Below are 14361 nucleotides of genomic sequence, written 5' to 3'. Positions count from 1 at the left end.
TTGTGGTCCCTATAAATTCCCAGTGCATCGCGTCCGGCTTAACCCGGGCGCTTTTTTGTTTTACAACCATTTTTAATGCGTGCGCATCTTACTTTTAGAAGGGCGGTTGTGCAAACGTTTGCATTGCTTTCTGTGCGCTCCTAAGGCACTTTTTTTAGTATGAAACAATGTTTTTTTTAAACTTATATACCAAAAGAATTTGTTTATAGTTTATAAGATGTTGTTATCCGAACAATTAAACTTTTGCCCTCGGAGACTGTCAGATTAATACAATAACTAAACGTTCAAACAAACATGAAAACCATAGTGAAGTTGATGAAGTCCACCGCTGCGGTGGTCGTTGCGGGGCTCTTAATGATGGGATGCAGCCAGGCGCTGCAGACAAGTTACGATTACGATTCGTCTGTTAATTTGAAACAATTTAAAACTTTCAAAGTGGAAGCCGAACACAATATGGAAACGGATCCGCTTTTGGGTAGTGAGCTGAACAGGAGGCGGTTAGGTGATGCAGTTGTGGAAGTGATGGAAGCTAAAGGTTATAAAATGGACACCAAAAATCCGGACATTATTGTAAGGTTTATGACGGACGTAAAAGACCGTCAGCAAGTGCGTTCCAACAACATGTACTCGCCTTATATGTGGTGGTACGGAGGTGGAAACAACATTTCGACCTACAATTACCAGGAAAGCCGTTTTATCCTGAACATTTATCAGAAAAACAGCGACCGCATGGTTTGGCAAGGCTGGGCATCCGGAAAAGTGAAAGCCCCTACCAAAAAAGAAGACCGCGAAACAATGGTAAAAAACACCATGACGGACATTTTGAAGACTTTCCCACAGGCGACGTTGGATACGTATAGCAGGAATTAATTAATCATTCTTGGGTGTGAAAACGAAAAGAGCAGCGATCGCTGCTCTTTTCGTTTTATGCCGGTGTAAGTTTCGGTTCAGAGATCAGGACGTCGAGCGGAAATCCTAAGCCTTTGTGAAGATTACGGATCATCTCGATTGACAAGCCTCGTTTGCGATTCAGCACCCGAGATACATTACCCTTATTCCCCATATAAGGCACAAGATCAGTTGCTTTCAAGCCCATTTCCTCCATTCGGATTTTGATATATTCAATGGGATCCGGCTCTTCAATGGGAAAATTTTCCTGCTCATATTTGTTGACCAACAGCACCAAAAGATCCAATTCCTTTGCTTCCTCACTGCCCTTGGCAGCATCAAAGAGTTCATCAATGCGTGCGATTGCATTGTCGTATTCTTCCTCCGTTTCAATCAGTTTTAATTCCATGTGCTTCATATCGTTCCCGCGTTTATCTTGTCGTAATCGGCATGTGTGCCGATCCATTTGATCATAATCCGTTTATGCTCGAAGTTGATCCTGGCGATCAGGCGGTAATGATTGCCTTTAATGTTAAATATCAATCTGTTGTCTGCTATGAGGTCAACACTTCTGAAATCATTTTTTATTGCATTGAAATCTTTCCAATCCGCTTTTCTGACCGTCTTGAACCATGATGTCAGATAGGTTTTGGAATCGGGGTGCGTGGTATAGAATTCTCTTAATTTCTTGAAACTGATAACATTCATTTTGTGTGCGTATTGTCGAAACACAAATATAGGATCAAAAGTTGTCGTTATGGCAACTTTTGATCCTATATTTATTTCCTTCTCAATTTTTACAAAGCTTCCCCGTTCCGAAACTCCTCGGAAGCCTTTTTCACAATAGCATCCCCCGCGTGCAAATCACCAAACACTTCTACCAGAGAATCCACCACGGTCCCTCTTTTTACAGGAACCCATTCTGCTTTTTTGTCTTTTTCTCGGATGACGAAGACTTGTTCACTGGAATAGACTACGGCGGAGGTGGGGACGAATAGGGTGTTGGTGGTACGGGCGGAGTTGAGAGAGACTTGCGCGTACATGCCTGCTTTGAGTTCGTTAGAGCGGTTATCGACGTCGAATTCGGTCATCATCGAGCGGTTTTCTTCGGATAATGTTCGCGAGCTTCTGGCGTAAATGCCTTTGTATTGCTTTTCCGGGCTTGCTGAAACGGTGAAGTTGATCTCGCCTTTGGAGGGGATCGCGTTCGACAGGTTTTCAGGGATCGCCAGGGTTAAGCGCAATTTTGTGTTATCTTCCAAGATGAATAACGGTTTTGCACCGCTTTCGCCTGGTCCTACCAATTCACCCGGGCTGATGTTCCGCTCGGTAATGATGCCATCGAAGGGGGCTGCAACGGTCAGATATTTAGCTAGTTGTGATTTCGTTTCCATGTAGGAGCGGGCGGCCTGGACGTTCCCCTGGGCCATGGCCACGGCGGAGCTGTCGGTGACCGATCTAGCTTTGGCAACATCCAGCTCGTTGAGCGACACGGCTCCCTGGGTTTTGTTGGTGCGCAAAAGGCGGTTATAGGTCACGGAGCTGGTCTGGAATTTAGTCTGGCTTTCGTGTAACGCCGCTTCGGAAGCGAGCAGTTGCGCTTTGGCCTGGCTTAGTTCCGACAACACTTCCGGCGCTTCGAGCGTTGCCAGGATCTGTCCTTTCCGCACCATTGTTCCACGATCCACGTGAACCATTTTCACAAAACCCTTTATTTTCGGATGAATGCTGACCTTGTTCCAGGGCTTCAATTCGCCAGGCAATGTCAGTTGCTTAGCGGGTTTCAGGCTTTGCACGGCGGCCATTTCTACCGCAGGTTCCTTTACCGCTTTTTGCTCCTTATGCTCGTTCGTTTCCGCCTCAGAACTGCACGACATAATGCTAAAAGACAGCATTCCAATGATTAAAAACGATTTCAAGGTGTTCATAGAAAGGGAAGTTTGAAGTTGTTTGCGGAAAAAATTGCTTTCCGGATCTTCCGGATCGAGTGATAATGATTGAATAGAAGCCTTTTTCTGGACCATAGTGAAGACGGCCGGAAGAATGAGCAATGAAGCCAATGTAGATGCGATAAGTCCGCCAATCACGGCTTGTCCGAGCGGTGCAATCTGGTCGCCGCCTTCGCCCATGCCGGAGGCCATCGGGATCATTCCGGCAATCATCGCGATGCTGGTCATCAGAATGGGCCGTATCCTGCTTCCGGCAGCTAAAATCACTGCCTTATGCGAGTCATTGAGCTGCAAACGCAGGTTTTCAGCATTGGTTACCATTAAAATCGCATTTGCCACGGAGACGCCGACAGACATAATCAAGCCCATATAAGATTGGAGATTCAATGTGGCGCCCGTGATGAGCAGCAGCCCAATGGACCCAACAACAACCGCAGGAATCGTTGAAAGCACGACCAATGATAATTTGAAGGATTGATACGTTGCCGAAAGCAACAGGAACATGATTACAATCGCGATGACAAGGCCGACTTGCAAGCTTCCTAATGTCTCGGTGAGCAGATTAGATTGTCCTTTTAGTTCAACCAAAACACCACGCGGAGGCTCTCCCGCATTCTTAATGGCTGTTTGTACTGCTTTTGTGGCCGCGCCCAAATCTTTTTTGTGAATGTTGGCAGTGACCGTTACCAGGCGGTTCGGGCCGGCGCGGTCGTATTCACCGGGGGCTGTTTTTTCTGAGAAAGTGGCTACGTCTGCTAATAGGGGGTTGCTGACGCCGGTTTTCAAAGGGATTGTTCCAATGTCTTCAACAGAGGTCATCTGATATTCAGGGATTTGAACCTGAACTTGATAAGCCAATCCCTTCGCATCGTCCAGCCACAGATTTTTGTCTGTAAAACGGCTGGATGATGTTGCTGCAACCATGGATCTGGCGACCTGGGTGGAGGTTATGCCCAGCTGACCGGCTCTTTCACGGTTGATTTCAACATTCAGCACAGGATATTCGAGCGGCTGCGCGATTTGAACATCTCTGAGGAATGCAATGTGCTGCATTTCTTTTTGAATTTTCTTGGCAAATCTTCCTGCTTCTTCCACATCCTTCGCAGCAACGCTGACCTCGATCGGCGTGGAGGCTCCCTGGCTCATGATCTTATCGACAAGCTCAATGGGTTCGAATGAAATTTTCAATGCAGGGATTTCTTTTCCAATGCGTTCACGCAGTTTTTCCTTCAATGCATCCATTTTAACAGGAAAATCTTCCCGCAGCGAAACCTGCAAAACCGCCTCGTGCGGCCCGCTGTTGAACACGAAAATGTTGGAAGTTCCATAGCTGGAAGGGACCGTGCCAACATACGCCGAGGAAATCTCCACATGCTCTTTGCCCACTTCCGATTTGATTAAATTCAAAACCTTCAATGTTGCCTGCTCGGTGCGTTCCACGCGTGTTCCGTCTGCAATGCGCAGACGCATCTGAAATTGGTGACTGTTTGCTTTTGGCAAAATATCCGTCCCGATCAGAAAAAATCCGCCGACGATAAACGCCGCTGCTCCGACCAAATAAACGGGAACCACCAGCTTCCCTTTGCGCATGATGCCGCTGAGGAAATCAATGTATTTTAATTTGAATTTTTCAAAACCTTTGGGCGGCAACGATGGATGCGCGCCTTCTTCGATCACATCGTCAATTTCTTTTTGATCAAGAGCCAATGTAGGCGCTTCGTGATGGGGGTGATCTTTCAAAAGCCAGTTGGCCAGGACCGGAACCAATGTTTGGGATAACAAAAATGAAGCGATCATCGCAAAACCAACAGCTAGCGAAAGTGGCAAAAACATGGATCGCGGAATGCCGCTCATGACAAACGACGGCGCAAAAACGGCCAGAATAGCTAACAGAATGAGGAATTCAGGAAAAGCAATCTCCTTACAAGCATCCCAAATCGCCTGTTCCTTGGGCTTACCCATTTCCTGGTGCTGGTGAATGTTCTCAATCGTCACCGTCGCCTGATCGACCAAAACGCCGATCGCCAATGCTAACCCGCTCAATGTCATAATGTTGATCGTTTGACCAAACAAATTCATTAAAATCACAGCAGACAAGATCGAGATGGGAATCGTGACAATTACGATGATCACACTCCGCCAGTCCCTTAGAAATAAAAGCACCATTAAGCCGGTTAGCAGGGCTCCTAAAATCCCTTCGGTAATCAAGCTTTTCAAAGAATTGGTCACATAAACGGATTGGTCAAATTCATAGGAAATCTTCACGTCCTCTGGAACCGCATTGCGTAATTGCGGCAAAGCGGCGCGAACGTTGTTCACCACATCCAATGTTGAAGCATCCGATTTTTTCACAACCGGGATATAGACCGCACGGCGGCCATTGATCAATGCATAACTTACCGTCACATCGGCGCCATCTTCTACGGTTCCTACGTCGCGCACGAAAACGGTCGGTCCGGCGCCGATGCGGATGGGAATGTTCAGGAAGTCCTCGGGTTGCTTAATGAGCGAGTTGACCGGCGTCATTAATGTTTTGTCGCCCATGCGGATGTTACCCGTAGGAGAAGGTTGGTTATTAGTGACAATGGATTTAATGATCTCTTCCGGTGTCAAATGATAACTCCGAATGCGCTCAGGATCAACGCGGATTACGATCGTGCGCTGGTTTCCGCCAAACGGCGGCGGGCTGGAAACGCCTTCAATGCGGCTGAACATCGGCCGCACGCGGGAAGAGGCGAAATCCTGGATTTCGTTCAATGAGCGGGAAGAACTTTCGAAAACCATTTGTCCGATGGGGACAGAACTGGCGTCAAAACGCACGACTTGCGGAGGAACGGTTCCTTCGGGCATATATGCTTTTGCCCGCGAAACATTGTTGGCAACTTCCGCCGCCGCCTGCGCCATATCTGTGCCCGGATAGAATGATAATTTGATCAGAGAAAGCCCCTGAATTGTTTTTACATCCACGTCACGGATGCCTGAAACGTACAGAAAGTGATCCTGGTAACGCGTGGCGATGAAGCCGTCCATCTGGTCGGGCGCCATGCCGCCGTAAGGCTGCACCACGTAAATGGTTGGCAAATCCAGGTTTGGGAAAATATCGACGGGAATGCTGCGGATGGAGAGAATGGAGAAAAACAGAATTCCGATCACCACCACCACAATGGATATAGGCTGCCGCAATGCGGTTCGAATGAGTTGATACATAGTGAATGATTGATTTATTGAGCGATCTGATTAAGGAAAATGGACAGGTCTCCAGCGGCAGCGGCCTGCATCAGCAGTGCGCGCCAGGCGTTTCCGTTGGTCACGAATTTGTCCACTTCGGCACGGTTAAGGGCGTTTACGCTTTGCGCCAGTGTAAATAAGTCGGTTAGGCCGCTTTCGTAGCGTGCTTGTGCCTGATTAAAAGCGCCTTGCGCTGCATTGAGCTGGACGGGTGCGAGACGTGCCTGCTCCAAAGCGAGCTGAAACTGCATCTCAGCATCGCGGGATTGCCGGTCCAGTTGCAGTTTCTGGGTTTGATAAAGTTCTTTAAAACGCTCAACCTGAAACTGTTCGTTTTTGTAATCATTACGCACCCGCAAAATGTTGGTGAGGTTCCAGCGCGTAGAAATGCCGAACAGATAATTGTAAACCTGATAATTTACCCCGGTTCCGAAATCCGTTTTGAAAGAATCATCCTTATTGGAAACGCCCGAACCGCGAGCCCAGCCTGATCCTAAAATCGAGATTGATGGAAGGAATGATTTGCGGACGGCATTGCTCCTGGCAAGGGAAGCGTCTATCTGGCTTTGAGAAAACCGGAGCGCTGGGTTTTTGAGAAAGTCTGTTTCGGAATTGGCGGCGGGTAATTGGGAGTAAAATGCCATGCTATCGACCTGAATGCTGTCGCGTAGCTGACCAGTAAGTTCCGCTAGTCGTAGCGCCTGCGCCGTTTCGGAGCGTTGACTTTCTAATAATAGTAATTGTGCTTTGGCAAATTCGGCACTGGCCAGAGAACTGTCCACGCCTGGACGCATGCCTGAGCCGACCGCAGCATCCGTAACCTGCTTGAAAACCAATGCTCTTTCGAGATTTTGCTGCTGTGCTTCCACCAGTTTTTGATTGATGAGCAGCACCAGATAAGCGTCCACAATCCGGACCTGATGCTGAAAAATCTCATTTTCATAATCGGCCTGACTGCGTAATAACTCTGCTTTGGCGGTTTTAACATTGGCCTTAACCTTTCCAAAATTGAAAACCCGCCAGTCGACAAGTGCGCTGGTGAAACTGCCAAATGTGCCCGTATAAATGTTTTCCGGACGAATGCCGCCCGAAGGAGAAATGACGCTCCCTTCATTGCCCCAGAATGATCCGGCAACACTGTTATTGGTCGAAAATGTATACTGATCCTGAACGACAAAAGTGGGCAGATAATCCGTTTTGACAGATTTGATACGCATTTCTGCACCGCGGACTTCGGCTTGTTTGGATTTCAGGAATGGGTAATTTTGAGTGCCTTCCTGCAATATTTCCTGTAAATTCAATTGCTGCGCATGGCATATGGCGCTTGACAACATTATGGCGAGCAGGAGAACCAGGCCGGGTGTTTTGCGCTTTTCTTGAAAAAGCCTGTTTGAAATAGGAATGAACATGATATAACGGGTTAATCCAACAATATTTTGGGACGAAACTAGGAGGCAATTCTGGAAACATTTGGGAGAAATGGCTGTTTCAAGCCATTGGAGGACAAAATATTATCTCCTAAATTTTTACAGAATCGGATTTTACCTTTGTCCGTTATCTTACAGCCGATCCATGAAAGTATTAGTAGTAGAAGACGAAAAGGGCTTGGCGGAAAGTATTGTTGAATACTTGACGCGTGAAGGATTTATTTGTGAAGTAGCCAATACATTCTGGCAAGCCGATGAGAAAATCAGTTTGTACCAATATGATTGCACGATTGTAGACCTGACATTGCCCGACGGCGACGGTTTTGACATTGTACAAACACTAAAAAAGATAGCAGCAGCAACCGGCATCATTATCATATCAGCTCGTAACACGCTGGAAGACAAGATCAAAGGGTTCGAAATTGGCTCGGACGATTACATGACCAAGCCATTTCACCTGTCTGAATTAAATGCGCGTGTGAAATCGCTGATCAGGAGGCGGAGTTTTGGCGGGAACAATGATATGATCTGGAAAGAAATCCGCGTGCAGCTGCAATCCAGAAAGGTTTTTATTGGAGAAAAAGAGGCGATTTTGTCTAAAAAGGAATATGATCTCTTGCTTTATTTCCTGGCTAACACGGATGTAGCACTTACCAAAGAATCCATTGTGGAACATCTCTGGGGCGATCATATGGATTCCTATGATTCGCTGGATATGGTTTATTCTCATATCAAAAACCTCCGAAAAAAGATTTTGGAAAGGGGAGGGAAGGACTACATTCAGTCCATTTATGGCATTGGTTATAAATTCACAGCGCCTTGAAATTACTTCAAAAAACAAGCAGGATTTACCTTTTCGCATCGCTGGCGATCTACATTGCGGTGGGCATCGCGTTCTTCTGGAGTATCAAATACATGATTTACGACGAGGTGGAAAGCAGGCTGAAAGTCGAGAAACTGGATTTCGAGGCTTATGTGGAAGAACATGATGAGTGGCTGGATGATGCGTATTTTGTAGAAAATAAAATCGAAGTCAACCCCACGCGCGGCAGCATTTCTGACGACGTGATTTTTAAAGACACATTGATTATGAACCGGTATGAAGGAACCCTTGATCCGTTTAGGCAGTTGACTTTTTACGCCTCCATAGACGGCGAGCCGCACCGGGTTGTGATCAGGAAGTCTATGATCCAGTCGTATGAGCTGATAGAGGCTATTTCGGCGATCATGATTGCCTTTCTGGGCATCTTAATGGTGGGGATGTTCTTCTTCCAGCGACGCCTTTCCGGTAAAATCTGGCAGCCTTTTTACGAATCGCTGGCCAACATTAAGAATTTTGACTGGACAAAAAGTAAAAAGCTGGAACTGCCTAAAAGCGAGATCACGGAGTTCAATGAGCTGGAAGATGTCATGGTAAAAATGGCGTCAAAAATGCAGTACGATTACAAAAGCCTCAAAGAATTCACTGAAAATGCCTCCCATGAAATGCAGACGCCGCTCGCGCTCATCAATGCGCGCGTAGAGCAGTTTATCCAAACGGGTGATTTAGGCAAAGAGCAGACTTACTGGATTGAGGAAATTTACCATGCATCAAGAAGGATCTCCCGGCTGAACCAGGGGTTGCTGCTGCTGGCTAAGATAGAAAATCAGCAGTTTACGGAACATGAAAATACAAACCTGACGGAACTGTTAAAAGCGAAACTAAGGGACTTTGAAGACATCATCTCACATAAGCAAATCCGAGCCAATCTTCATGCTGAGGGTGAATTCATCCTGTTAATATCGCCTGCATTGGCGGAGATCATGATCGTAAACCTGATTAACAATGCGATCCGGCATAATTACGTGAACGGAACACTGGAGATTAGTTCCGGAAAGCGCTATTTGCAGGTGAGTAATACTGGTAATGCCTTAAAAACCGACCCCGGCAGTTTGTTCGACCGATTCAAAAAAGAATCCACAGGCAGCGAATCACTTGGGTTGGGCTTGGCGATTGTGAAGCAAATTTGCGATAATTATAATTTAAAAATCACCTATCGAAATCAAGAATCAATCCACAAAATCCGCATTGAATCCCAATAAAGAAATCCCGGAGGAATAACATATCGGCAGAAAAAAAAGTAGGCCGTCAGCGAATCCCAGAGGGATGCCATATTAGTAGCAAAAAAATGATCATCAATGACGAAAAAATCCCGGAGGGATGAAACGATGTGTATGCTGTTTCATCCCTCCGGGATTTTTTATCTTGGATCAACAGGATATTGCTACCGATATTTTATCCCTCTGGGATTTTTTATTTTATCCTGCGCTGTTTGTCCTTGTTATCGGGCCGCTTTTTCCAGCTCCGCAGCGAGTGTCTTGTTATCGGGAAATTCCTGTGGGATCCAGCGGTTTACAATCTTTCCGGATGGGTCAGTAACTAAAAAAGGATAGCGAATATCAATCGCATATTTCTCTTTCAAGATTTCAATGTTCTCATCCGAAGCCCAAAGATGCTTTGCATTCGGCCTGTCCTTTGCATACTGCTTCCAGGTGGCGAACGGAATGCCGGGAGCGACTGATACATAAACGAATGTTGCTTTATCGCCCAACTTATCCTCCAACGCCTTCATACCTGGCTCGTGCTGGCCGATGCTGAACGAGAATACCATGCATACGGGCTTTCCGGTAAGTGACGAAACCGTTACAGCCGTGCTATCCACATTCAGCAATGTTATATCTGCCAATGCTGCGCCGGGCTGCAATGTTTCTTTTGTTGCTATCAGTTTTGTTATGTATTCTGCATTTGGGGATTGCGGGAATGTTGTTCTGTAATCTTCTAAAAGTGCCTTGCTGGTTTCAATGCCCGGAATGGCCGTGGCAGCGTAATTAAGCCAGTATGTGAGCAGATATTCTTTCTGTTTCGGATAGGCAGCCAGTTTTTCCTTACTAAAAGCATAAACATCTTTCAATGCTTCCGGACTGATTTCATATCTGGATTCTGAGGCCAGCGGGAATTTTCTTGTAGACGGGATCAAAGCCCAGTTGCGCAGTTCATCGCGATACGACTGGCTTAGCAATGCTTCGTCTGACATGATTTTGAAATCGGCCAACGTAACTTCTTCGAGCTCTTTGCGTTGCGCATCGTCCAACTTCATGACCCGGTTGCCGCGCATGATTTTTTCCTGGATCAAACGTCTCATTAAGGATGGCTCCGTAGCCGTTGTAGCCAACACATAAGCCTCAAAACCAGGCACAACCGGATTTGCCGCTTTAAATTTTGCAAAACCATCCAGGCGTGCTTTTTCCAGGCTGTCGCTTTGTTGTACTACACTTTTATTCTCAATCTGCGACGGTTTGTAGCCAAATACCGGTAAATACTGAAATTGATTTTCAAGGAAATAATTTTTCAGGAAAGTCTGGTAATTAGCGTTTTTTCCAGAGAATGTCACATCTCCGTTATCGGCGAATGCAATGGTAAGGTCATCGCCTGGCTGGATGAAAAGCATCCAAGTTTTGTTAATGCTTCCACCGCCATATTGCAGGCGCATCATGCGTGGCTCCGGCAATTGAATGATGGCTTTTTCGGTTGTTTTGTCTTTGAAATCGGTGGAGGCGACGGGTTCCAGTTTTACATCGGCAAGGCCTATGCCCAGATTGGGGTGGAAGTGAACATCTTCCTGGACCAAAGTTACGGTTACCGGAGCTTGTTTTGGGTTAGTGAGCGTTATAGTTGCAGTATTTTGGGCTTTTACCAATACGCTGGTAAATAATAGTATCAGTAGCGTTACTTTTTTCATTTTGTGTATGATAAGATTTTGAGGTCACTTTTCAAGTGTAAAAAGTGTGCCAATATACGTAAGATCGTGCGGCATTTGCCCCGTACTTCTTTTAACTTAGCTTCTTAATTCCTGATTCTCCGAATGAGCCGCGTTTCAACCCTACAATTCAATGACCTCCGTTCCCGCTTTGAAGGGGAGCTTTACTTTGATAATTCAACATTGCATGCGGCTCAAAAGTCCATCTATGCAACGGACGCTTCCGTTTATCAGGAAATGCCTCTCGCCGTGTCGCTCCCGCGAACGGTGGAAGATATTCGCAGACTGATTGAATTTGCTGCCAAAAATAAAGTGACGCTCATTCCGCGTGCTGCCGGCACATCGCTGGCGGGGCAGGTGGTGGGAAGCGGGATCGTCGTTGATATTTCCAAGCATTTTGGAAAAATAATCGAGGTTAATGTGGCCGAAAAGTGGGTGCGCGTGCAGCCGGGTGTGATTCGGGATGATTTGAACAAACATTTGGCGCAATACGGATTGCTTTTCGGGCCGGAAACTTCCACGGCGAGCCGCGCTATGATCGGGGGAATGATCGGGAATAATTCCTGCGGCCTGCATTCAATCACTTGGGGCGCGACGCGGGATCATTTGCTGGAAGTCAAGGCATTGCTGTCGGATGGTTCCGAAACGACATTTAATAACCAGTCTGTTTCGGATTTTACAAATACGGTTATAGGTAAAAAGGCTAATAGTAAAAGAGAGCAGTCCATTCTGGCTGGCATGATGGGGTTGGTTTCCAATCCGGTGGATCAGGAGTTGATCAGAAAACAATTTGCCAAGCCAACTGTAACACGCAGAAATTCAGGCTATGCGCTGGATGCATTGGTAAGGAGTTTTGAAAAAAATGAAATAAACCTCTGCAATCTGATTGCAGGCTCGGAAGGGACATTATGCTTTGTTACTGAGGCGAAACTAGCTTTGGTGGATGCGCCGCCCGCGTCTGTCGGTGTGGTTTGCGTGCATGCCAATTCCCTGGCCGAATCACTGCATGCAAACCGTGTTGCTATGCAGTTTAATCCAAAAGCGTCCGAGCTTGTGGACCGCTACATCATGGACTTTACCAAAAATCACACGGTTTATTCGCAGAACAGGTTCTTCATGCAAGGTGATCCGGCCGCACTGTTGTTGGTTGAGTTCTGGGGGAATAATATTCAGGAAGTTGAGCTGCAAGCGGCAAATCTGATTAATGCGTTAAAGGCAGAAAACCTGGGTTATGCCTATCCGCTTTTGTTTGGAGAAGAGGCAAACAAGGCTTGGGACATCAGAAAGGCAGGTTTAGGGTTAATCCGGAATTTGCCGGGTGATACACAGCCCGTTAACCTGATCGAAGATTGTGCTGTGGCGGTGGAGGATCTGCCGGAATACATTGCCGAGTTGGAAATCCTTTTACAAAATCACGGCCTGCACGCTTCGTATTACGCGCATGCCGGCGCGGGCGAATTGCATGTGGAGCCCATGATCAACCTCAAAACCGAAGCAGGTAAGCAACTTTTCAGGCAAGTGTTGGCGGATACGGCCGCATTGGTGAAAAAATATAATGGTTCGCTGTCGGGCGAGCATGGCGATGGCCGGTTAAGGGGTGAATTTATACCTTATATGATGGGCAGTGAGGTTTATGAAATGTTCCGGCAGGTGAAACGCATCTGGGATCCTGATGGAATTTTTAATGCGAATAAAATCGTCGATACGCCGCCTATGAATGAATTCCTGCGCTATGAGCAGGACAAACCGCAGCCCGAAATCAAAACGATCTTTGATTTTTCCAAACAGGAGGGCATGCTCCGTCTGGCTGAAAAATGCAGTGGATCAGGAGATTGCAGAAAAACAGAATTGACCGGCGGCACTATGTGCCCAAGTTACATGGCGACCCGCCGCGAGCGGGACACCACTCGCGCACGCGCGAACATTCTCAGACAATATTTAACGCCGGTTAGCCAAAAGCAGACAGGTGCCGCACCAATCGCCGCTACCCAGGAAATGGTGAAAGAAGTGCTGGATCTTTGTCTTTCGTGCAAAGGCTGCAAGTCGGAATGTCCTTCCAGTGTGGATGTGGGTAAGATGAAGGCGGAATTCACGCAGCAATATTATGAAACGCACGGGGTTCCTATGCGGAGCAAGCTGATCGCTAATTTCTCTAAACAGATGAAGCTAGCTTCAATTGCTCCCTGGGCATTTAATGGTGTTTTTGGCACAACCTCACTTCGAAAAATAGCTAACAAAATGGTCGGTTTTCATCCGGACCGCTCCATGCCGCATCTGCATTCGGAGACATTGGAAAAGTGGTGGAAAAAAAGACGAAAACCAGAACATTCAAATGGCCGGAAGGTCTATTTGTTTTGTGATGAGTTTACGAATTATAATGATGTTGAGGTTGGTAAAAAAGCCGTTGAGTTGCTTGAAAGAATTGGTTATGAAGTGATTATTCCAAAGCATGAGGAATCTGGCCGTTCCTATTTGTCAAAAGGCTTTGTAAAAGAAGCGCAGCAACTAGCCATTAAAAATGTGGCTCACCTCAAAGACCTCATTACTTACGATACGCCGCTGATCGGCATTGAGCCGTCTGCGATTCTTTCATTCCGGGATGAATACATTGATCTTGTTCCTGCGGAACAGCGAGCGGATGCCGTCAGAATTTCCGAGCATGCATTGCTTTTTGAAGAATTCATTGCCCGTGAAATAGACGCAAAAAGAGTTAATAAAAGTGTATTTACACAAAAAAAGCAACTGATTAAGTTGCATGGGCATTGTCATCAAAAAGCCTTATCCACATTATCTGCATCCAAAAAAGCACTATCACTTCCCGAAAATTACCATGTTCAGCTCATTCCCTCGGGATGTTGCGGCATGGCCGGAGCTTTCGGGTATGAAGAGGAACATTATGCAGTTTCCATGCAGATAGGAGAGCTGGTGTTGTTTCCGACAGTACGCCAGCAGCCCGAAGATGTGTTGGTGGCCGCTGCCGGAACCAGTTGCCGGCATCAGATAAAAGACGGAACAGGACGTCGTTCACAACATCCTGCCGAAATTTTATGGGATGCACTTATAAAATAGCAG

At 46.6% G+C, this 14361-nt stretch carries 9 protein-coding genes; 4 read left to right on the top strand and 5 right to left on the bottom strand.

Annotated features, from left to right (window positions below; translation table 11 throughout):
- The first annotated feature begins 294 nt into the window (after positions 1-294).
- The gene (locus G395_RS0102770) at positions 295-870 is read left to right on the top strand and encodes a DUF4136 domain-containing protein (protein WP_026628672.1); all 576 of its coding nucleotides are present in this window, start codon (positions 295-297) and stop codon (positions 868-870) included.
- A 55-nt stretch (positions 871-925) separates the two neighbouring features.
- Here the strand turns inward: G395_RS0102770 and G395_RS0102765 are convergent, their stop codons facing one another.
- The 4 genes from G395_RS0102765 to G395_RS0102750 all read right to left on the bottom strand — a co-directional run bounded on the left by G395_RS0102765 (position 926) and on the right by G395_RS0102750 (position 7474).
- The gene (locus tag G395_RS0102765) at positions 926-1306 is read right to left on the bottom strand and encodes a helix-turn-helix domain-containing protein (RefSeq protein ID WP_026628671.1); all 381 of its coding nucleotides are present in this window, start codon (positions 1304-1306) and stop codon (positions 926-928) included.
- Positions 1303-1596, bottom strand: a complete 294-nt coding sequence (locus tag G395_RS0102760; protein ID WP_026628670.1) for a type II toxin-antitoxin system HigB family toxin — start codon at positions 1594-1596, stop codon at positions 1303-1305. The genes G395_RS0102765 and G395_RS0102760 overlap by 4 nt, the downstream gene beginning before the upstream one ends.
- A gap of 89 nt (positions 1597-1685) precedes the next feature.
- Positions 1686-6044, bottom strand: coding sequence for an efflux RND transporter permease subunit (locus G395_RS28415; protein ID WP_035360226.1), 4359 nt, complete (start codon positions 6042-6044; stop codon positions 1686-1688).
- 14 nt (positions 6045-6058) lie between these two features.
- The gene (locus G395_RS0102750) at positions 6059-7474 is read right to left on the bottom strand and encodes a TolC family protein (RefSeq protein ID WP_051349930.1); all 1416 of its coding nucleotides are present in this window, start codon (positions 7472-7474) and stop codon (positions 6059-6061) included.
- A gap of 163 nt (positions 7475-7637) precedes the next feature.
- Here G395_RS0102750 and G395_RS0102745 point away from each other — a divergent pair, with 163 nt between their 5' ends.
- Together G395_RS0102745 and G395_RS0102740 are read left to right on the top strand one after the other, a co-directional pair.
- Positions 7638-8315: a response regulator transcription factor gene (locus G395_RS0102745; protein ID WP_026628668.1), complete on the top strand. Its 678-nt coding sequence runs from the start codon at positions 7638-7640 to the stop codon at positions 8313-8315.
- On the top strand, positions 8312-9574 hold the full coding sequence (locus G395_RS0102740) for a sensor histidine kinase (protein WP_026628667.1): 1263 nt from the start codon (positions 8312-8314) through the stop codon (positions 9572-9574). Before G395_RS0102745 ends, G395_RS0102740 begins: the two co-directional genes overlap by 4 nt.
- 239 nt (positions 9575-9813) lie before the next feature.
- Here the strand turns inward: G395_RS0102740 and G395_RS0102735 are convergent, their stop codons facing one another.
- The gene (locus G395_RS0102735; protein WP_026628666.1) at positions 9814-11271 is read right to left on the bottom strand and encodes a peroxiredoxin family protein; all 1458 of its coding nucleotides are present in this window, start codon (positions 11269-11271) and stop codon (positions 9814-9816) included.
- A 123-nt stretch (positions 11272-11394) separates the two neighbouring features.
- On the opposite strand from G395_RS0102735, the gene G395_RS0102730 reads away from it, so the two are divergent.
- Positions 11395-14358 (top strand): FAD-binding and (Fe-S)-binding domain-containing protein, encoded by a 2964-nt coding sequence (locus G395_RS0102730; RefSeq protein ID WP_026628665.1) that lies wholly within the window; start codon positions 11395-11397, stop codon positions 14356-14358.
- Positions 14359-14361: the final 3 nt, after the last annotated feature.

Source organism: Dyadobacter alkalitolerans DSM 23607 (genome assembly GCF_000428845.1).
In the GTDB taxonomy this organism is placed as follows: domain Bacteria; phylum Bacteroidota; class Bacteroidia; order Cytophagales; family Spirosomataceae; genus Dyadobacter; species Dyadobacter alkalitolerans.
The sequence above is the reverse complement of the archived record's forward strand: the minus strand, read 5'-3'. Positions and strand labels throughout refer to the sequence as shown.

Excerpts from the sequence above, each read along its gene's own strand:
- G395_RS0102765 (WP_026628671.1), bottom strand. The coding sequence starts at position 1,306 with ATGAAGCACATGGAATTAAAACTGATTGAAACGGAGGAAGAATACGAC.
- G395_RS0102760 (WP_026628670.1), bottom strand. The coding sequence starts at position 1,596 with ATGAATGTTATCAGTTTCAAGAAATTAAGAGAATTCTATACCACGCAC.
- G395_RS0102735 (WP_026628666.1), bottom strand. The coding sequence starts at position 11,271 with ATGAAAAAAGTAACGCTACTGATACTATTATTTACCAGCGTATTGGTA.
- G395_RS28415 (WP_035360226.1), bottom strand. The coding sequence starts at position 6,044 with ATGTATCAACTCATTCGAACCGCATTGCGGCAGCCTATATCCATTGTG.
- G395_RS0102730 (WP_026628665.1), top strand. The coding sequence starts at position 11,395 with ATGAGCCGCGTTTCAACCCTACAATTCAATGACCTCCGTTCCCGCTTT.
- G395_RS0102770 (WP_026628672.1), top strand. The coding sequence starts at position 295 with ATGAAAACCATAGTGAAGTTGATGAAGTCCACCGCTGCGGTGGTCGTT.
- G395_RS0102745 (WP_026628668.1), top strand. The coding sequence starts at position 7,638 with ATGAAAGTATTAGTAGTAGAAGACGAAAAGGGCTTGGCGGAAAGTATT.
- G395_RS0102750 (WP_051349930.1), bottom strand. The coding sequence starts at position 7,474 with ATGTTCATTCCTATTTCAAACAGGCTTTTTCAAGAAAAGCGCAAAACA.